At 65.0% G+C, this 18,578-nt stretch carries 16 protein-coding genes and 2 pseudogenes; 10 read left to right on the top strand and 8 right to left on the bottom strand.

Annotated elements, in window-relative coordinates; genetic code table 11:
* The 7 genes and pseudogenes from ACLBYB_RS31185 to ACLBYB_RS31215 all read left to right on the top strand — a co-directional run.
* The coding region (locus tag ACLBYB_RS31185; protein WP_447701028.1) for a transposase at positions 1–114 on the top strand (114 nt) is incomplete at its 5' end.
* A 223-nt stretch (positions 115–337) separates the two neighbouring features.
* A pseudogene (locus ACLBYB_RS31190) lies at positions 338–1,761 on the top strand (transposase); the annotation flags it as partial.
* Positions 1,762–3,598: 1,837 nt separating this feature from the next.
* Positions 3,599–4,594, top strand: a complete 996-nt coding sequence (locus tag ACLBYB_RS31195; protein WP_132369168.1) for a hypothetical protein — start codon at positions 3,599–3,601, stop codon at positions 4,592–4,594.
* Positions 4,595–5,325: 731 nt separating this feature from the next.
* Positions 5,326–6,327 carry a GHMP family kinase ATP-binding protein gene (locus tag ACLBYB_RS31200; protein ID WP_132369169.1) on the top strand — a complete coding sequence of 334 codons (1,002 nt, stop codon included), beginning with the start codon at positions 5,326–5,328 and terminating at the stop codon, positions 6,325–6,327.
* Positions 6,328–6,394: 67 nt separating this feature from the next.
* Positions 6,395–7,327 (top strand): NAD-dependent epimerase/dehydratase family protein, encoded by a 933-nt coding sequence (locus ACLBYB_RS31205; RefSeq protein ID WP_042675489.1) that lies wholly within the window; start codon positions 6,395–6,397, stop codon positions 7,325–7,327.
* 81 nt (positions 7,328–7,408) lie between these two features.
* Entirely contained in the window at positions 7,409–7,996 is a 588-nt protein-coding gene (locus ACLBYB_RS31210; RefSeq protein WP_273563001.1) for a D-sedoheptulose 7-phosphate isomerase, read from the top strand.
* 10 nt (positions 7,997–8,006) lie between these two features.
* Positions 8,007–9,245: an HAD-IIIA family hydrolase gene (locus ACLBYB_RS31215; RefSeq protein ID WP_447701153.1), complete on the top strand. Its 1,239-nt coding sequence runs from the start codon at positions 8,007–8,009 to the stop codon at positions 9,243–9,245.
* Positions 9,246–9,300: 55 nt separating this feature from the next.
* On the opposite strand, the gene ACLBYB_RS31220 is transcribed toward ACLBYB_RS31215, so the two are convergent.
* Together ACLBYB_RS31220 and ACLBYB_RS31225 are read right to left on the bottom strand one after the other, a co-directional pair.
* Positions 9,301–9,450 (bottom strand): hypothetical protein, encoded by a 150-nt coding sequence (locus tag ACLBYB_RS31220; protein WP_165923221.1) that lies wholly within the window; start codon positions 9,448–9,450, stop codon positions 9,301–9,303.
* Between the two features lie 98 nt (positions 9,451–9,548).
* Positions 9,549–10,049 carry an NUDIX hydrolase gene (locus tag ACLBYB_RS31225; RefSeq protein WP_042675488.1) on the bottom strand — a complete coding sequence of 167 codons (501 nt, stop codon included), beginning with the start codon at positions 10,047–10,049 and terminating at the stop codon, positions 9,549–9,551.
* Positions 10,050–10,305: 256 nt separating this feature from the next.
* On the opposite strand from ACLBYB_RS31225, the gene ACLBYB_RS31230 reads away from it, so the two are divergent.
* From ACLBYB_RS31230 to ACLBYB_RS31240, 3 genes are read left to right on the top strand one after another with little or no spacing between them, the layout of a single operon-like run.
* The gene (locus tag ACLBYB_RS31230; RefSeq protein WP_447701154.1) at positions 10,306–11,565 is read left to right on the top strand and encodes a class I SAM-dependent methyltransferase; all 1,260 of its coding nucleotides are present in this window, start codon (positions 10,306–10,308) and stop codon (positions 11,563–11,565) included.
* 26 nt (positions 11,566–11,591) lie between these two features.
* Positions 11,592–12,545 (top strand): NAD-dependent epimerase/dehydratase family protein, encoded by a 954-nt coding sequence (locus tag ACLBYB_RS31235; RefSeq protein WP_447701155.1) that lies wholly within the window; start codon positions 11,592–11,594, stop codon positions 12,543–12,545.
* Complete coding sequence (locus ACLBYB_RS31240; protein ID WP_447701156.1) at positions 12,532–13,458, top strand: NAD-dependent epimerase/dehydratase family protein; 927 nt, start codon at positions 12,532–12,534, stop codon at positions 13,456–13,458. The genes ACLBYB_RS31235 and ACLBYB_RS31240 overlap by 14 nt, the downstream gene beginning before the upstream one ends.
* A gap of 150 nt (positions 13,459–13,608) precedes the next feature.
* Here the strand turns inward: ACLBYB_RS31240 and ACLBYB_RS31245 are convergent, their stop codons facing one another.
* From ACLBYB_RS31245 to ACLBYB_RS31270, 6 genes and pseudogenes are all read right to left on the bottom strand, one after another.
* Entirely contained in the window at positions 13,609–15,024 is a 1,416-nt protein-coding gene (locus ACLBYB_RS31245; RefSeq protein WP_447701157.1) for a phosphomannomutase, read from the bottom strand.
* Between the two features lie 219 nt (positions 15,025–15,243).
* Positions 15,244–15,564, bottom strand: coding sequence for a hypothetical protein (locus ACLBYB_RS31250; RefSeq protein ID WP_447701158.1), 321 nt, complete (start codon positions 15,562–15,564; stop codon positions 15,244–15,246).
* Positions 15,565–15,580: 16 nt separating this feature from the next.
* Positions 15,581–16,333 carry an FkbM family methyltransferase gene (locus ACLBYB_RS31255; protein WP_042675482.1) on the bottom strand — a complete coding sequence of 251 codons (753 nt, stop codon included), beginning with the start codon at positions 16,331–16,333 and terminating at the stop codon, positions 15,581–15,583.
* Between the two features lie 56 nt (positions 16,334–16,389).
* On the bottom strand, positions 16,390–16,731 hold the full coding sequence (locus ACLBYB_RS31260) for a hypothetical protein (protein ID WP_273562992.1): 342 nt from the start codon (positions 16,729–16,731) through the stop codon (positions 16,390–16,392).
* A 158-nt stretch (positions 16,732–16,889) separates the two neighbouring features.
* Positions 16,890–17,684, bottom strand: a complete 795-nt coding sequence (locus ACLBYB_RS31265; RefSeq protein WP_447701159.1) for an ABC transporter permease — start codon at positions 17,682–17,684, stop codon at positions 16,890–16,892.
* 45 nt (positions 17,685–17,729) lie between these two features.
* Positions 17,730–18,578, bottom strand: a pseudogene (locus ACLBYB_RS31270) (glycosyltransferase); the annotation flags it as partial.

Raw genomic sequence — 18,578 nt, forward strand, 5'->3', positions numbered from 1 at the left:
CGGCTCTGGGCACGGCTCAAGGAGTGGCGGGCGGTTGCCACGCGCTATGAGAAAACCGCCTCCAGCTTCACCGGAGTCCTCTGCCTCGCCGCAGCCCTCGATCACCTCAGGTGACGACAGGCTCTAGTCCCGGCCGAAGTTGCATAGCTAAAGTAGGTATTTAGCCTGCATGGATATACAGAAGACACGGCAGTCGAAGGGACAAACGCCTGGGAACAGAAATCACATGATGCTCAATCGCTTCGTGATTTCTCCGCGTTTTGCGTGGAGCGGTCGCGGTGACGGGGACGGCACTTCGAGGTTACGATGATCCTGCCCTCGTACCTGCCAGGTTGCTCTACCGAACCTTGGTCACCCCATGACGCTGCGCCCTTGCGTTCGAGCTTCTGCTGCCATCATCCTGCCGGCCGCTGCGGTATCTTCGCACAGCCATTCCCGCGGCTGATGCCGCCGTGCGCAGGCTCAGACCCGGATTGGGCTTGGCTTGCAGCTGGTGGCGAGGCCGGTGCCCGCCTGAGTATGCAGACCGACGCCTGATACGATCCTGCGCCCTGTCCACTGCCGCTGCTGAGCGTGAATCGGTCTCGCGTCGTAGGCATCGATGATCGGCTTCTCCGAAAAAGACGAGCTTACGGCCTACGCCTCGTCGATCTCGAATGCAGTCGCCCAATCGACCTGCTGCCCGACCGTTCGGGAGTGGCCGTCACCGACTGGCTGCGTCGCGATCCCGGCATCCAGATCGTCGCCCGCGACCGGTCCACCGAGCACGCCCAAGCGCTCACCGCTCGCGCGCCAGTTGTGCTTCCGGTCGCTGATCGATGGCATCACCTCCTGAACATGCGCCCACCGCTCGAACGCTGGCTCGGCCGCGTCGACAGTCGGCTGTGTCAGTTGCCCGCTCTGTCTATCGGTGATGGCCGCCATCCCGGGGATCGCCTGCGCGCCTACCGCCGCAGCGCCGCTGAGATCACGAGGAGTCGTGACAGTCGCGCTCGGCGGCTTGCAGCCTACGAGGACGTGCGTCGGGGTTATCTGGCAGGTGCGACCCTCCTGGCGATCGGTCGCGCTACAGGGTTGGCGCGCGCGACTGTGCGCAAGTACGCCCAGATTAAGAGCTTCCCCGAGCGCGCGAACCAGCGGCCCAATCCGTCTCGCCTCGACCCCAATCTCGCCCATCTGGAGCAGCGCATGGCCGAGAGCTGTGAGAGCGCCATGGCGCTCTGACGCGAGATCCGCGACCAGGGCTTTGCTGGAACTCATCGGCAGGTGCATCGCTACATTGCCGAGTTGGGCACGCCGCCGCGGCGGAGCATCGCCCACAAATGGTTGTCGGGGGCTGGCTCGACGCGCGCAAAGGTTCTCAGACCAGAAACACTTGCTTCTCGAAAGCAGCTGGCCTGGACCACGGTTCGGACCATCACGACGTTGCCGTCCCATGCCGCGGCCGACCTCACTCGGATCTGGCAGGATGCCGAAGTGGTACGCGTTGTCGATCTGACGCAGCGGTTCACGAAGCTGATGCGCGCCTGCGGCCTGGATGGCGACCAACTGGCCGATCCGGTGGGCGAACTCGGTAGGTGGCTCCTCGAAACGCGCACCTGCGGCGTCGCGGCGTTGGAGACCTTCGCGGCTAACTTGGCGCAGAATCGGCGGGCGGTCCAGACTGCACTGACGACGTTCTAAAGCAACGCGCAGGCCGAAGGGCAGATCGGCCGGCTGAAGATGCTCAAGCGTACCATGTACGGCCGCGTCAGTTTCGCAGCGCCGCAGAGAGCCGCGATTTCTGTACGCTTTGCCAACCTCGCCCGACAGCACTACGTCGAGAGCCTCGGGACTTGGTTCACGGCGGCGTTCGCGACGCTGCGGGGGAGATTCGCAGACAATCTGCGGCGTGACCGGGAGGCGCTGATCGGAAGGATCACGACACCATGGTCGACGAGCCCTGTCGACGGGCAAATCAGCCCGTTGAAAATGCTCGAGCGCACGAAGTTCGGGCGGACTGGCTGTGCGTCTCTCCGTCAACCCGTAATGGCCACGCGATGACCCAGATCCGCCGCAAAGAACGCGATCGAAACAGTATTCATTACTCGCTGGCACAACAGGTGGAGCACTGAAAATTGGTTCGTTTCCATTCGTGGGGGGCGGATGCCGTTCGACTCTCGCTTGACGGACCCAGGTCTGTGAAACCTGACCTAAGTCACGTGGTAGGCGGTCTTCGTATTCGATTTTTTCAGTTTTAGCGTCTTCGCGGTCACGGGTTTTCGGCGTTCCTATGAGCAGGGTCGTGGCGATCTGGTCATCCACCGTGGAGTGCTTGCGCGCCCCCCTATTTGAGCGGCACAAAATAGGAGGGGACGACACCTCCCCGTTCTTTGAGATAGTCATGCTACGAACCACGGTCGTGCGACATGCGCGGCTTCTCAGCACGACGTTGTTCGACGGATCAGATATATAAACTGCGTCGTCAGGGGACGATGTACCTGCACAGCCGGGCGCGGCTGTAGCCGGCGACATTGCCGCCGGGGTTGCAGCAATCGCTGTACCGCCGAGCAGCGACGTACTGATCCCCTCCGAAACGTCGCGCGAATGTTGGATCTCGCGTTCACTCCTGAACACTCCAACGATTGGAGACTCAGGCGCATCTGTCATGACGGATCCCGCGGTGGTCGTAAGCGAGTTGTCAACCGCGATACGCAGCCGCAAGCGGATGGCGGCACGGGTCTGCAGTTCAACCGGTATCCTTCTTCTGATCCCAGCTGCTTTTGTCCCGCGCTCCGTCCTCGGAGATGAGGAGGCGCTCTTCGCGCCGCGCTGGCCCCATTCTCGGTTAGCGTGGAGGCCATCGTCTGTGGGGCGCAGCAGCGAACGGATCTCGCACCTGTCCTCGTACTCATGCATCACGATCGCCAGAACCCGGTGGACGCCGAAGTATTCGTCCAGCAGAGCCAGATGCTGCGCGATCCAAGCCGGACGCGCCGCGCGAACACGTGGCCCCTCTGCGATGCAGATCGCGCCCACCAGCATCGTCTCCGCCACCGAACGGCGGGTCCCGTTGCAAGTCACGACGAATGCGGCAGTCAGCAGCGCATGAAAGCGTGTCAACGCCCCATCGAGATCTCCCCGCAGCGCGATGATCGACTCCGTCGTCAGCGGCGCGAACAGTTCCTCGATCCGCGCATCGCTCTCCCTACGAGAGAAGAGCTCGAGCCTCACCGAGGTGACGATGTCGCCGGGGGTAAAACGTGCGGTCCGCATGCCGATCTCCGCTCCTGATCGTAGCATTGTGGAGCCCGATGAAAGACGCAAGATGTCTCAAAATCGGTCTGCCCGAGTTGCGCTTTGACTCAGTTGAGAGAACGTCATTTTTTTGGTGGGTGCAGGTCTTAGAGGATCGCTCGACGAACGCGCTTTGTCTTTTTCATGCCGATCTACGAAGCTCCGCCGTGGTCGATCGCGGGCCATTGTCTCCTGTCTCGTGGCACACGCGGATCGCGAGAGATCAAGCGGGGGTAACGCAGACGGTAACAGTCCGCTGCGCGGTTCGTATTCGGCCAGTCACCCCCGTCTCCTTGGTGGAAGTAACGTAGAGTTTTGGATCATGAGCGTAGCGGTAACAGGACAGAGCGAGACGACACGACGGGATTATGCGGCCACGGCTCGAGCCTTCATCGGCATGGTCGGTCGCGAGCTCGACCAGCAGGCCCCATCCCCCGTCGACGTGGTTGATTATTTCTTGGGACAGCACGGAAGGTGGTCAGAGAGCACCATCCGGCATACTCGGGCAGCGCTGCGCTTTGCTTTCGTTGAAACGAGCCGCAAACATCCCAACCATCCGCGTTTGGTAAGCGCGTTGCAGCGCCTGAACGCGACCGATTGTGAGACTGGCCGCCTTGTGACGCCCATACCGTGCGTGCGCACCGAGCGGCAGACGAGCGCGAAGAAGCGGAAGAGTCTGAACCCGGCCGAGGCCCACGCTCTCTTGCTCGCCCTTTGCGAGGTGGGACATCGTCACGCCCCCATCGCCCAGGCGCAGGTCTTTTTTGGCGTCGACCTCGGATTGCGCCCTGTAGAGTGGGAGACAGCTCAGATTGTCGATGGCTATCTCGTTATTCAGAACGCCAAAAACACCAATGACCGTGGCAATGGGCCGACGCGAAGGCTGCCGCTGGACGGATTTGGGGACGACTACCTTGCATCGCTGGCCGCATCTCTCGATCGCATAGCCGATGCGCTCGTCCGCGAGACGTGGGAGGCGATCCACCAGAACGTTGCCCGCGCAATGACAGCGGCGTCGATCAAGGCGGGAAAGATGTGCCCCAGTCTAAGAATTCATCCCGCCTGCCCATACACACTACGCCATGTTGCGACTGCCCGGATGAAGGTGGACCTGCCGCCGGAGGTAATTGCCGCGATTCTGGGGCACCGCTCGATCCACACCGCCTCCCGCAACTATGCACCAGCCCGTTCGGCGAAAGGGTTCCGTCCGATCGTGACGACCGCAGATCCTATTGCAGTTGCGCAGGTCAACGCATTTCGTAAAGATCTTGCGAAAATTGAGAGCGTTGACGATCACGGTCCGAAAGCCGGACTGTAGGCCGCCTTCTGCCGCATCTCGTCGACGTTATTCGCTGGCGCACGCGTTGCGCCAGCGAATTGCTGAATCGCGACCTTCCGGCCGCTTGAAGTTAATAAGGGTGCCGCGTGGCATGATATCGAAGGGCTGCGGTAGGGGCAGCTTGAGATTGTTGACACTTTCTTAACCATAATGTGAGCACGCTGCGTCTGGAAGGGTTTCTCCCAAAGTTGTGATGCTGTCCGATGTATCCCAGAGCTGGCAATTGCTCTGGTATCGTTGATTTGATCACGACTTTGTCGAACGCGTCGTCGGTAAAGCAGAAAGAAGTGGAGTTGGGCCTAGTCACGGTATCAGGTTCTGCGCTTCATGGTCATTACGGCTGAGTTGCGCGACAGGCGACGTGATGGCGCATTGGGCGTAGGTCTGTTGCCCGTGCTCCAGCCTGTCGCCGCCAATCGACCCCGGGAGTGTTGGTCGGCAGAATCAAAATGAAGCATGTTAAGGTTGTTTAACTGCAACACACAAATTCCCGTCAATTTCGGCGGTCAAATGGATTTTTTGATCAAAAAATTAGGCTAAAGTTGCAAAGGGGTGCTGTGTCATAGATATTTTTACGAATCGCTTTGCGATTTTGTCATATTCGCGAAGTCGGTCCTCAAAATATGGACTGGGTGACGGTTAGGGGAAATATAAAAGGCTGTATGGTGCAGGCGGGTTCGCCGAAGCTGTTGAGTGTTCGGAATAATGCTATGCTGACGGTTACGCGGACACCCCTACGGATTAGTTTGTTTGGTGGCGGCACCGATTACCCAGAGTATTTTGAGCGCGCCCCGGGCGCTGTCGTCGGCGCGGCGATCGATAAGTATATCATCATCGCGGCGCTCGATCTGATTGGCTGCCAGGATTATAATTATAGATTAAGTTACTCTCGTGTTGAGCATTGCAACAATATCTCAGAAATTGAACATCCTGTCGTTCGAGAAGTATTGAAGCATTTCAATGTGACCCGTAGACTCGATATGAGCATCATCTCCGATTTGCCTGCGGCGGGAAGCGGTCTGGGCTCGTCTTCAGCGTTCACTGTCGGTTTTTTGCGAACAATTTACGCAATCTTGAACCAAAAACCTACGAAGATCGAGCTTTCTAAGAAGGCAATTGAAGTCGAGCGAGAGATTTTGCGTGAGAACGTCGGCGTGCAGGACCAGCTCCACGCCGCCTTCGGCGGGATCAACCGATTCGATTTCAGCGGCTCCGCCATACGGATCTCGCCTGTTCAGATGAGCTCTGCCGCCATTCAGCAACTCAACGCGTCGATGGTGCTGGTCCATACAGGCATCGCGCGGCGCGCGACGACGACGGTCGCCGCGCAGATCGCCGTGACGCGCGCGCGCGCGATCGACAAGGAATTGTCCGAACTCTACCGCCTCGTCGAGGAATGCGTCTCTCTTCTCGAAGCGGGGACGAGCGGCTGGCTCGCGCAACTCGGCGAGATGCTCTCCGCCTCGTGGCGCATCAAGCGAACCCTGTCGCGTGAGGTCTCGAACGCGGTGCTCGACGATCTGTTCGAAGCGATCATCGGGTCGGGGGCTTACGGGGCAAAGCTGTGCGGCGCGGGCGGTGGCGGCTTCTTCCTCGCTCTGATCGATCCCGATCGGCTTTCGGCCCTGATCGAGCGGGTCGCGCCGCTGTCCGTCGTGCCGATCGGCATCGATGTCGACGGGTCCACCCTGATCTATCGCCAGACGCGCTGAGCGGCATCCTCACAGGCCCCGGCCCGGTCCCAGCCGGGCCGCAGACTCATCGCGACGAGAGGCAACGATGCGAATTCTGATCACCGGCGGCGCGGGCTATATCGGGACGATCCTGGTGCCGATGCTGCTTGAGCGCGGGCACCACGTGACGGTGCTCGACACGTTCAAGTCCGGAGCCCCGGACCTGTTCTCGGCCTGCCAGTATGACACGTTCGAGCCGATCAAGGGCGACGCGCGCGACACGCGCATCCTGGACGAGCTGATCCCGAAGCACGACGTGCTCATCCCTCTCGCGGCCCTGGTCGGCGCGCCCCTCTGCAAGGAGGACGCGATCGGCGCCACGACGCTCAACCGCGACGCCGTGATTGCCCTGGTCGAGCGTGCGGGCGGCGAGCAGAGGATCGTCTACCCGACGACCAACTCGGGTTACGGCGTCGGCGAGGCCGGCAAGTTCTGCACCGAGGACTCGCCCCTGCGGCCGATCTCGCTCTACGGCACCACCAAGGTCGAGGCCGAGAAGGCGGTGCTCGACAGCGGGCGCGGCGTCAGCCTGCGGCTGGCGACGGTGTTCGGCATGGCGCCGCGAATGCGGCTCGACCTCCTCGTCAATGACTTCACGCACCGGGCCGTGACCGACCGGGCGCTCCTGGTGTTCGAGGGCCACTTCAAGCGCAACTACATCCACATCCGCGATGTCGCCAAAGGGTTCATCCACGGGATGGACAATTACGACCGGATGCGTGGCGAGGCGTACAATCTTGGCCTGTCGAGCGCCAACCTGTCGAAGCTGGAACTCTGCGAACGCATCAAGGTGCACGTTCCGAACTTCGTCTACGTCGAGGCCCCGATCGGCGAGGATCCCGACAAGCGCGACTATATCGTGTCCAACGAGAAGCTGGAGGCGACCGGCTGGTTCCCCGATTTCGATCTCGACCGGGGCATCAAGGAACTGATCAAGGGCTTCCGAATGATACGCAACTCGCGGTTCGCCAACGTCTGATCCGGGTGACCGGAGCCCAGCAGCGAACGCCCGCCGGTTGGCCCGAGAGGTCGGCGGGCGCGGGGACGGACCGAGGTGAGCATGAGCGCGATCGTCGATTTTCTCACGCAGACCCGCGACACCTTCCAGGCCGCTCTCGACGACTCCCGCTTCCACGCGACCCTCGCCGAAATCGCCGATCTCGTGACCGCGTCCCTGCGCGGTGGTGGCAAGCTCCTGACGATCGGCAATGGCGGCAGTGCCGCCGACGCGCAGCACATCGCGGGCGAGTTCGTCTCGCGGCTCAACTACGACCGGCCGCCCGCCGCGGCCGTGGCGCTGACCACCGACACCTCGGTAATCACCGCGATCGGCAACGATTACGGCTACGAGCACGTGTTCGAGCGGCAAGTGCTGGCCCTCGGGCGCCCGGGCGATGTCCTGCTCGCCCTCTCCACATCGGGGCGGTCGCCGAGCGTGCTGAAGGCGATGGACGCGGCACGCGACCTGGGTCTGCGGGTTGTCGCCTTCACGGGTGCGACGGGCGGGGCGATGCCCGAGCGGGCGGATGTCTGCCTGCACGCGCCGACGGACGCCACGCCCCTGATCCAGCAGATCCACATCACCGCCGCGCACATCGTCTGCGGCCTCGTCGAAGAAAGCCTGTTCCCGCGCGGGACGGCAGCGTGAGGGACGGCCTGTGACCGAGCCAGAGCGGAAGGGCGGAGGCTCTGTCCGGCAAGCCATGATCCTGTGCGGCGGCTTCGGCACGCGCCTGGGCGCACTGACCTCGGCGATGCCCAAGCCGCTGCTGCCGGCATCGGGTGAGCCGTTCCTGGACGTGCTGCTATTCGAGCTCGGCCGCCACGGCTTCACCGAGATCGTGCTGCTGGCCTCATTCCACAGCGAGAAGATCCGCGCCTATGCCGCCGACAACCCGGTCGCGCGACGCTTCGGCATGACGCTTCGGGTCTCGGTCGAGCCGGAGCAGGCCGGGACCGGGGGCGCCGTCGTGCACGCCCTTCCCGAGGCCGACGAGACCTTTCTCCTGCTGAACGGCGACTCATGGTTCGATGTGAACCTGCTGTCCCTGCCCGCGATGGCGGCCCGTCATCCCGAAGCGGCGATGGTCCTGTCGCTCCGTCGGGTGCCGGACGCCGCGCGCTACGGCGTCGCGCTCGTCGACGGCGTCCGGATCACCGCCTTCCTCGAGCGGCCGCTTGAGCCGGGCCCCGGCCTCGTCAACGCTGGCGTCTACCTGGTGCGCCGCGACGCGCTGGCCGGCCTGCCGCCGGCCTGCTCGCTGGAACGGGACGTCCTGCCCGCGCTGGTCGCCGAGGGCCGCGTGGTCGGCGAGGCCCACGACGGCTACTTTCTCGATATCGGCGTGCCCGAGAGCTACGCCCGAGCCCAGGAAGAGATCCCGGCCCGTCGGAGGAGACCTGCCGCCTTCCTCGATCGGGACGGTGTTCTCAATCACGACCACGGGTATGTCGGTTCCGTGGACCGGTTCCAGTGGATGGCGGGCGCGCGCGACGCCGTCCGCGCGCTGAATGATGCCGGCTACTTCGTGTTCGTCGTCACGAACCAAGCGGGGGTCGCCCGCGGCTTCTACACCGAGGCCGACGTCGCCCGTCTGACCGCTTGGCTGCGGGACGACCTGCGCGTGGCCGGCGCGCATATCGATGATCTACGCTACTGCCCCTATCATCCGGACGGGACGGTCGAGGCCTACAGGGCGGTCCACGGATGGCGGAAGCCCGAGCCCGGCATGATCCTCGATCTGATGGTCCATTGGGACATCGACCGCGCGCGCAGCTTCCTGGTAGGCGATCAGGAAACAGATCTCGCCGCCGGCCGTGCGGCGGGGCTCGCCGTGCACCACTTCAGGTCGGACGACCTGCTCGCCTTCCTGCGAGAGGTCGCGCTGAAGGAGTAGGAAGGGCCCAGGAGGTGTGCGCCCTCGCCGGGGCGCGCTTCGCCGTCTGGCACTGTCAATCGTGCGACTGGATCGAGAGCTCCGCTTCCGCGGCCTCGCGCATGGCGCGATCCCAGTCGAGCTTGCGCTTGGGCGGAGTCTCGCGCTCTGCGTCCGGAGCTTTCCGATCTCGCGGAGCAACGATCTTGATGTCGTACTCGGGCACGCTTCGATCCGCTCTTTAACCGACGATTAATCGTATTGGCGCAACGCGCGGGTCTTGTCAGCGGTTCGATCGCTCGATCCACAATCCGGTGACGGCCCTCATCCGGTGCTGGACAGGCCGATCAGGAGCATGGCGGCGTGCACGGCTCCGACGATGGCGCCCGATTGGGCGAGCTGTAAGGCCTCGGCCCGCGGTACGCGCACCACGGCGATGTCCTCGGCGGGATCCGGAAGCGCCGGCCCGGCCGCGGTCACGCGCGCGCGGACGAGATGCATGCGGTTGGCGTAGCGGGCCGGATCCGCGTTCAGGGTGACCACGCGCTCGGCATCGGCGAAGATGTAGCCGGTTTCCTCGCGCATCTCGCGCTCGGCGGCCGCAAGGATATCGGGGTCGGCGGGGTCGATGGCCCCGCCCGGAAGCTCCAGGCTCGGGCCCCCATGGGCGTGACGGTACTGGCGTACGAGGATGACGTGATCGGCCGCGTCGATGCCCAGCACGAGCGCGATGTCCGGCGTCTCGAGCACGTAATAGGGATCGACGATGTGACCCGACGGCGTCACGCAGTCGTCGGCACGGAGACCGAGCCAGCGATCCTTCATGACGTGGTGGGATTTGCGGACTGTCCAACTCGGTGTCGAGATCATTGTTCTTTGCGGGCCCGGGGTTTGTGCTTTCGGATATCCGCCGCGGTCATTGTGGATCTTCGCCGCTGGAGGACATGCGCGACGGCAAAACTGTCTCGCCTTTCGGCTCTGACTTCGATCGAGCTGCGACCGCGCGTTGCGCTGCCCTGGCTCAGCCGATAAGCCTCGTGGGGTCGTAGAGCCTCGCGCCGCGGATGTCACAGGTCGTAGGATGACGGGAACGAAACTCGCCATGGCATGCCGCGTCTGCGACGGACGCGATGTCGAGCTGTTCCTCGACCTGACCGATCAGCCGCACTGCAACCGCCTGATCCCGCCGGAGCTCGCCGACCGGCGCGAGCCGCATTTCCCCCTGCGCGCCGGCTTCTGCCGCGACTGCACGCTCGTCCAGATCGATCACACGATCCCGAAGGAGAGCATGTTCAGCGACTACCCCTACGTCTCGGGCACGACGAAGACGCTGGTGGAGCATTTCCGCCAGACGGCGGCCCGGCTCGTGGAGCGGTACGGCCTCGGGCCGCAGGACCTCGTCGTCGACATCGGCAGCAACGACGGCACGTGGCTTCGGCAGTACGAGCCCTTCGGCCTGCGCCGCTGCGGCGTCGAGCCCGCCTCCAACGTCGTGGAACTGGCCCGCGCCGCCGGCGTGCCGACGCTGAATCGCTTCTTCAACGCCGAGACCGCCGAGATCGTCCGCGCGCAGGACGGGCCGGCGAGCCTGATCACCGCCGCCGGCGTCTTCTTCCACTTGGAGGAGCTGCACAGCGTCGTGAAGGGCATCGTCACGCTGCTCAAGCCGGACGGCGTCTTCGTCGTGCAGGCGATCTACCTGGGCGGGATGATCGAGAACACCGCCTTCGATCAGATCTACCACGAGCACCTGTGCTACTACACGCTCCGCTCCCTGGAGCAGCTGTTCGCGCGCCACGGCCTGGAGGTCTTCGACGTCAGCGTGGTGCCGGTCCATGGCGGCTCCCTCGAGGCGCATGTCGGCTTCCCCGGCGCCCACCCGGTCAGCGACGCGGTCAAGCGCATGCGCGCCGACGAGGAGGCCCGCGGCTACGGCAAGTTCGAGACCTATGTCGGCTTCGCCGAGAACGTCCGGCGCCTGCAGGCGGCGCTGCTCGACCTGCTGGAGCGCAGGCACGCCGAGGGGAAGACGGTCCACGCCTACGGTGCCCCAGCCAAGGGCGCGACGCTGCTCAACGCCTTCGGCATCGGTCCGCGTCTGGTCCAGTACGCGGCCGAGAAGAATCCGCTGAAGTTCGGCCGGCTGATCCCCGGCGCCCGCATCCCGATCGTCGAGGAGGGCAGCGTACCCGCGCCCGACGCCTATCTGGTGCTCGCCTGGAACTTCATCGACGAGTTCCTGGCGCGCGAGCGCCGCTACCTCGAGAACGGCGGCGCCTTCATCGTTCCGGTGCCGGAACTCAAGGTGATCACCGCCGCCGACCTGCCGAAGGCGATCTGAGCGTGGCTGCCGTCTCCCGATCCTCCTTGCCCGAGACCGTCGTCGTCGTCGGTGCGACCGGGTTCGTCGGCCGCAACCTCGTCGCGCATCTCGCCGACCGCGTGCCGCGGCTGATCGCGGTCAGCCCCTCCGGCCGCGCGGTGCCGGGGGCGCATGAGGCCGCGCGCTTCGATGCCCTGGAGGCGCTGTCGGTTCCCGCCGACGCCATCGTCGTCAACGTCGCCGCGCAGCGCTACGACGCCGACAAGTTCGAGACGGCGCAGAGCGACCTGCTGACCGGCAATGCCGAGATCGCCAACCGCCTCTACCGGTTCTGCCTGACGAAGGGCATCCGCGAGGTGCGCGCGGCCTCGAGCGTCGCGGTCTACCCGGCGGCCCTCGATCCCCTCGACGACGCGCGGCCGGTCGACCTCAACGCGCCGCCCAACCGGAACGAGGCCTTCTACGCGTGGTCGAAGCGCTGGTCGGAGGTGATCGCCGACCTCCACGCCGAGCGCTACGGGATCCACACGATCAGCTTCCGCCTGAGCAACCCCTACGGTCCCCACGACTCGACGGATCCGCGCAAGGCGCACGTCCTGCCGGCCTTCGTGATGCGCGCGCTCGCACCGGGGGAGCGCTTCGAGATCAAGGGCAACCCGCTGGTCGAGCGCGACTTCATCTACGTCGGCGACGTCGTCGACGTGTTCGCCCGCTCCCTGGAGATGCGGGAGACGAGCGACGCGCTCAACCTCTGCCGCGGCGAGACCACGACGCTGCTCGACCTCGCCCGCACCATCCTGGAGGTGGCGGGCGAGAATCGGCCGGTGCACGCCCCCGACACGGCGACCCACGGCGTGCTCGCCCGCCGCTCGACCAACCAGCGGCTGCGCGAGCGCTTCGGGATGGCGAGCTTCACGGGACTCGCGGACGGGCTGCGGCCGACGATCGCGTGGTATCGCGAGGCCTATCGCGACGGGGCTCAGCATGCCGGAGCCTGAGCGCGACATCGTCATCGGGGCGGACGGCTTCCTCGGGCGCAACCTCGTCCCGCGGCTCCGGGCCCATGGCCGCGAGGTCGTCGAGATCGGTCGCGCGGCGGGCGACCTCTCCGAGTGGGCGAATGTCGAGCGGGCGCTGCGCGAGGCCCCCCCGGCCGGCCGGATCTTCCACGTGGTGACCCGCCAGCGGACCGGCGCGGTGCAGTATGACATCCAGGGCGAGCTGCTGGCGATCAACGCCCGGGTCCACCTGAACGTCCTCGAGGCGTGGCGCCTGTTCCAGCCCCAGGCCAAGCTCGTCTCCACGGGCTCGTCCTGCACCTATCCGGAATCGGCGGAGCCGCTGTCCGAGGCGCGGTTCGGGCAGGGACCGATGCACCCGTCGGTGATCGGCTACGGGCTCGCCAAGCAGGTCTTGGCGACGGGCTCGGCGGCCTACGCGCACCAGTACGGCCTAAGTTTTCTACACTGCGTGCTGGCGACCCTGTACGGACCGCACGACAACAAGGCCTCCGACCGCAGCCACTTCGTCGGCGCCCTGCTCGACCGCGCCGTGCGGGAGAAGGCGGCGGGCGCTGAGCAGTTCGAGGTCTGGGGCAACCCGCAGACCGTCCGCGAGGTGCTGTACGTCGACGACCAGATCGACGCGATCCTGGCGGCCGACCGGGCATTCGACAACGAGATCCTCAACTGCGCCGCCAACACGCCCGTCACCGTCGAGGCGGTGGCGCGGGCGGCCCTGGCCGCCCTCGACTGGTCCGTCCCCCTGGTGAGCCCGCCCGGCTCGTTCCAGGGCGCGGCCTACAAGATGCTCAACTCGACGCGGTTCCTCGACCGGACCGGCTGGCGGCCGCGCATCGATCTCGAAGCGGGCCTGCGAAGGCTCGCCGCGGCGGAGTACGCCGACCGTTAGCGAGCTGCGACCGGCCATCAGGTCGCCCGCGCGGGCCACTGGTGTAGCCTACTGAGCGGCCGCGCCGAGCGAGGCGAAGGTCGTCAGTGCGCCTTGAGGGGGCCCCAGCCTCTTGTGATGTTCGGGACGGCTCCGAGACTCCGTGAAGGTTCAGGCTTTTGCCGACATCGCGGTCGCGGCGGAGGCAAGTCCCCACCGGACGAGATCCTGCGCCTCCTGTGCCGTCTTGGCCTCCGCGTAGCAGCGCAGCTCGGGCGCATTTCCTGAGGCCCGGAAATGGATCGTGCGCCCGCCGTCCAATTCGATCCGGATCCCGTCCTGCTGATCGATCGAGTCCGTTGACCCGATCGGGCCTAGGAAGGCGGCCCGGAAGTCCGGCTCCCGAAGGCGATCGAGGAAGGCGGCGCTCGTGTCGGATGGGGTGTTGGGTAGGCGGTCGCTGGCCATCTCTCCCGCATCCAGGGAGGCCACGAGATCCGCGAGGGCGGTGCCGGCGGCTCGCACCGCTGCTAAGGTGGCTAGGATCGGCAGCATCGCGTCGCGCGTCGGAAGGGCGGCTAAAGTCCTGCCGTGGAGCGTAACGTCCGATCCGAGCAGGAAGCCGCCGTTTGCCTCGAAGCCGGCGACGATCCGCGCCCCGGCAGACGTCGCCAGCTCCATGCCGGCGATGACGAAAGGCGATCCCACCTTCGTACGAACAACTTTCCGGAAGCCGCCGGAATGCTCGAGCGCAGAGCCGGCGGTGACCGGCACCACCACCGTGTCGGCACCGAGGAAGCGGGCGGTGATGAGCCCGAGCACGTCGCCCCGCAGTATCCGGCCCGCGCTGTCGGCCACCAGCGGCCGGTCGGCATCGCCGTCCGTGGTCACGAGCGCGTCGAAGGAGCCCGGTTCCATGACGTCGCGGATGAAGGCGATGTCCTCCGGACGATGCGCCTCTGTATCGATCGGCACGAAGACCTGCGACCGGCCAATCGGCGTCACCTCCGCGCCGAAGCCGGAGAGCAGGTCGGCCATCAGGTCGCGGGCCACCGAACTCTGCTGATAGACCGCGATCCGCAGGCCATGCAGGATGTCCGGCGCGAAGGCGGCAGCGTAGCGCTGCTGATAGCGCGCGATCGCGTCGGGTTCAGGCGTGGCGGTAGATGAGGCCTGGCCCTCGCCGGACGCGCCCTCCTCCAGGGCGGCCAGGATAGCGGCCTCGTCGGTCTTGGTGATCTCACCCTCGGGCCGGTAGAATTTCAGGCCGTTGCGATCCTCGGGGATGTGGCTGCCCGTGACCATGACCGCGTAGGCACCGCGCCGCATCGCCTCGAGGGCGAGGGCCGGGGTCGGCAGCGGGCCGCAATCGATCGCCGTGAAGCCGGCGCCTGCCGCGGCATCCGCCACCGTCGCGGCGATGCCGGGGCTGCTGTCGCGCAGATCACGCCCGATGACGACCATGCGGCCGCCTGCGCCCTGGGAGACGGATCTGAAGAACGCACTGGCATAGGCGTAGCTCGGGCCACCGACGAGGTCGGTTACGAGACCGCGCAAGCCGCTCGTCCCGAATTTCAGACTGCTCACGGTACCTCCCTCGTCGCCGTAGTGGCGCACTCGCACAGGATCGATGCCTCAAACCGTTCGTAGGCTCAATGCTTGGCGGAGGGCAGCGCGCTCGGGATGGTCGAGTTCGGACTGCCGTGAGTCGCGACTGATGTGTCGGCGAGGCTGACAAGCGTGGCCTGCTGGCGCGCGGTCCAGCCTCGGAGCGCACATGTGCACCGCGCGCCAATTATCGCGGCGTTAAGAGGCCGGTAGCTGCTGCTCCAGATGCGCGCGAAGGATCGAGTAGTGTCGGACGACTTCGTCCAGCGTTTCGGTGTTCTTCTTTCTGATCGTCTCCGAACCCAGCGGCTCGCGGTAGGTAGCGGCGTAATGGGCGGCGTGCGCCTTCAGCTTGACGGCGACGAAGTCGAGATCGGCCGACCACACGGCTTCCGCGCGAACCTGCTGGAGGCGTCTGGCGATCGCGAACCAGTTGAGATCAAGGGCGATGCCGCTGCCCATCTCCTTGAACAGGTCGAACATCGAATCCAGAATGGCGATTGCGGACTGCGCCGACATAGCCGAACCTTCCCCGTCAGGATCGTGCTGTCACGAGATCCGGGCGCGCATACCAGTCGTCGAACAGGGACAGCTGACGGAAGCGCCGTCGGTAACCGTGGCCGCTCAGCAGCGCGGCGATCTTCTCCCGGCTGCCGGAGAAATTATGCTCAACGCTGATCAGCGCGATGTCGTGACGGGTGAAATCGAAGCTCTGCAGCACGTCGAGCTCGCCGCCTTCCACATCGATGCTCATGTAGTCGATGCGCCGTGGCGCCCGGGCCTCCGAGAGAAACCGTTCCAGCGAGATGGTCGCCACCGGGTATTGCCGGCGCTCTTGGCGGAACTGGGCATGAAAATCGTCGTCAGCAAAATCCTCCATGCCGGAGAGCTCGCCGATGTCGACTTCGTTGAACAGAACCTCAATCCCGTCGGTCTTGTAGACGCACTTATCGGAGATGTAGCAGCTACGGTTGCGATGCAGCGCATCGTGCCAAGCCCGCGCGGGCTCCGCCAGGGCTCCCTGCCAAGCGTAGGTCTTTTCCAGCAGGAGCGTGTTGCTCAGGCTGACGCCATCGCAGGCGCCGAATTCCACGAAATAGCCGTTTCGTTTCTCTTGGAGCTCGTACAGCACCCACAGGTCCTGCATCAACTGCGCATTGGAGTACGGAGCCATCCGCGTGGCGAAGGACAGGAAATCGAGATCCGAGCTGAGAATGTGCGGGTGTGCGTCCAGATTATCCCTCAGGTTGATCAGGGCATTGAACACCGTCAGGAGTTCGACATCCATGGTCCTGGGCTCCAGTCTCAGAACGAGATCGCGCGTGCGCGCAAGCGTATCAGGGTTCAGCCGCGCGTCGCGGCTCGGCCCGGCATACGCGACGCCGCCAGGATCCGATTTGAACCTTCGAACAAGATGCCGTGCTGAAGCGCGGCCGGTCCGTGATCTGGCACGGTCCGCGCAGCCTTGCGGATGGCGGCGAGGAAGCGCTTGCGACTGAACCCGTAGGGTCGCACGCTTCCGATCAGAGAGTCGATCAGGGTCGACGTCGCCTCCGACCGAGCTCGAGCCAGATCGCGCTCGCGCAAAGCGGCGTCGCGCTCGGCCTGGAGGAGAGTCAATTCAGTTTGTTGCTGTTGGATCCGGCGGATGTACTTCGTATCGATGGCATGAACGGCATTCGTCATCGTGTGACAGCCCTGGCCCGAAGCGGTTGGAGAATTCGAAGCCGAAGGCTCGCGTCCCGATCACGCGGAAGCCTGCTGTCGGCTCTGGTGGGGCAGCCTGAGGATCGTGCCGGCCGCGGGTTGCGCGATTGTAGGGCAAATGCGCAACCCTGCATTCTTCAAGCTTGAAGCTTGCTGACGACATGCTTGACCAGCAGCAGGCCGATGCTGGCGCAGGTCAGGCCGAACATGATGATGTAAAGATAATCTACCTGAATGCCTGCGTAGGGATAGTAGGCGGACCTTACCCACTCAGCCAGCTGCATGGCTGGATTGTACTTCATCCAATAGTATACTTTGTCGGGCATGTAGCTTGGGAGGAACATGACTCCGCTCGATACATACAGGATGATGCTGAAAAGTGCGTAGCCGATCAGCCAGCCTGGGAAAAAGCCGATGATCGCCACGTTGATTGTTCCAATCCCGATGCCAAGTACGATCGCGGCAAGGTAGCCGCACATAGCCGTGAATGGGTCCGCTGGAATCGGATTGGTCCCTATGACGACCAGGATGGAGCAGACGACCAGCAACGCGAGGAAGCCGGTCACGATCTCCACGAGGATGCGGGCCAGGATCACGTCGAACAGCTTGACCTGCGGGTAATAGGTCAGCGGCCGGTTCATGATCACCGCCTTCATGACCTCGCGCGAAATGTATTGGAAGACCAGAACTGGCACTGCGCCCGTTGCGAAGAAAAGGGCCCTGTTGTCGCCGAGAGGCGCCGCTAGCTTCTGAAAAGTGTAGATGGCGATCAGCACGAAGACGTGCACGCAGGGCCAGAGAACGACCACGCCGTAGCCCCAGATGGAGGCTCCGAAACGGGTGCGCATGTCCCGCAGGATCAACGCGTGCAGCACGTGCAGATAGGACTCGATCGGGCTCTTCTGTCCCTGGACCGGCGGGAGGGCGGGCATCGACGTGACCTCTGGTTGCCGGGCCTGCTTCGATGAGAAAAGGGGCTAAAGTGCGTTGCCCGGCGCCCCCCGGTCGGATGAGGCACGCGTCGCAAGATCATAGTAGTCGCGCAGGAGGCCCTCGTAGGTCGCGGCTTGGATCAGCCGGGCGCGGCGGTCATCCGCCGTCATGTCAATGGCCAGCAGGCGGTCGTTGCAGGCGGCGGGATCGGTGACCAGCGCGCAGGGCAGGAGATGGCCGTTCGGCATGCCGCGCAGCCGTTCGGCCGGCGCGCCGAGGTCGAAGGCCGCCACCGGCAAGCCGGTTCGCAGGGCCAGGGTCAGCGCGTACGCGTCGGTCTCGGGCCAGATCGACGGCAGCAGCACGAGGTCGGCCGATACCTGTGTGACGAGATCGAGTGTCTCGTCGTCCTCCCAGTGGCGGCCGGTCTCAGTGATCTGGAGGGCTGCCCGGGCGACCCGGTCGAGGGTTGGATCGTCGGTGGAGTACCGCCCCGTCTCGGCGACGCCGGCGCGCTCCAGCCCGCTCTTCAGGGCCGGGTCCGAGTAGCCCACGATCGCGAAGTGCAGCGGCAGATCCCGCTTTTGCGCGTCAGAGGCTAGCGCCTGCAGCAGCAGACCGCCCTCGGGGAGGCTGATCCCGCCAAGCACGGCGACGCGGCGGACGCGGCCGGGCCGCTGCAGGGCGGTCGAGCGCACCGACCGCTCCGGCTCGACGTGCGGCCGCACCGTGACCGCGAGGGCCGGGTACACCGTCCGGATCCGGGCCGCCGTGTCGGAGGACGGCGCGAACACCCGCGCGGCGCCCGCCAGGAACGCCCCGAACGCCGCCCGCCGCTCGCCCGGATCCGGCTCCTCGAACCCGTCCGCGTCCACCGCCAGGCACGACCGGCA

This window comes from Methylobacterium sp. D54C (assembly GCF_053345595.1).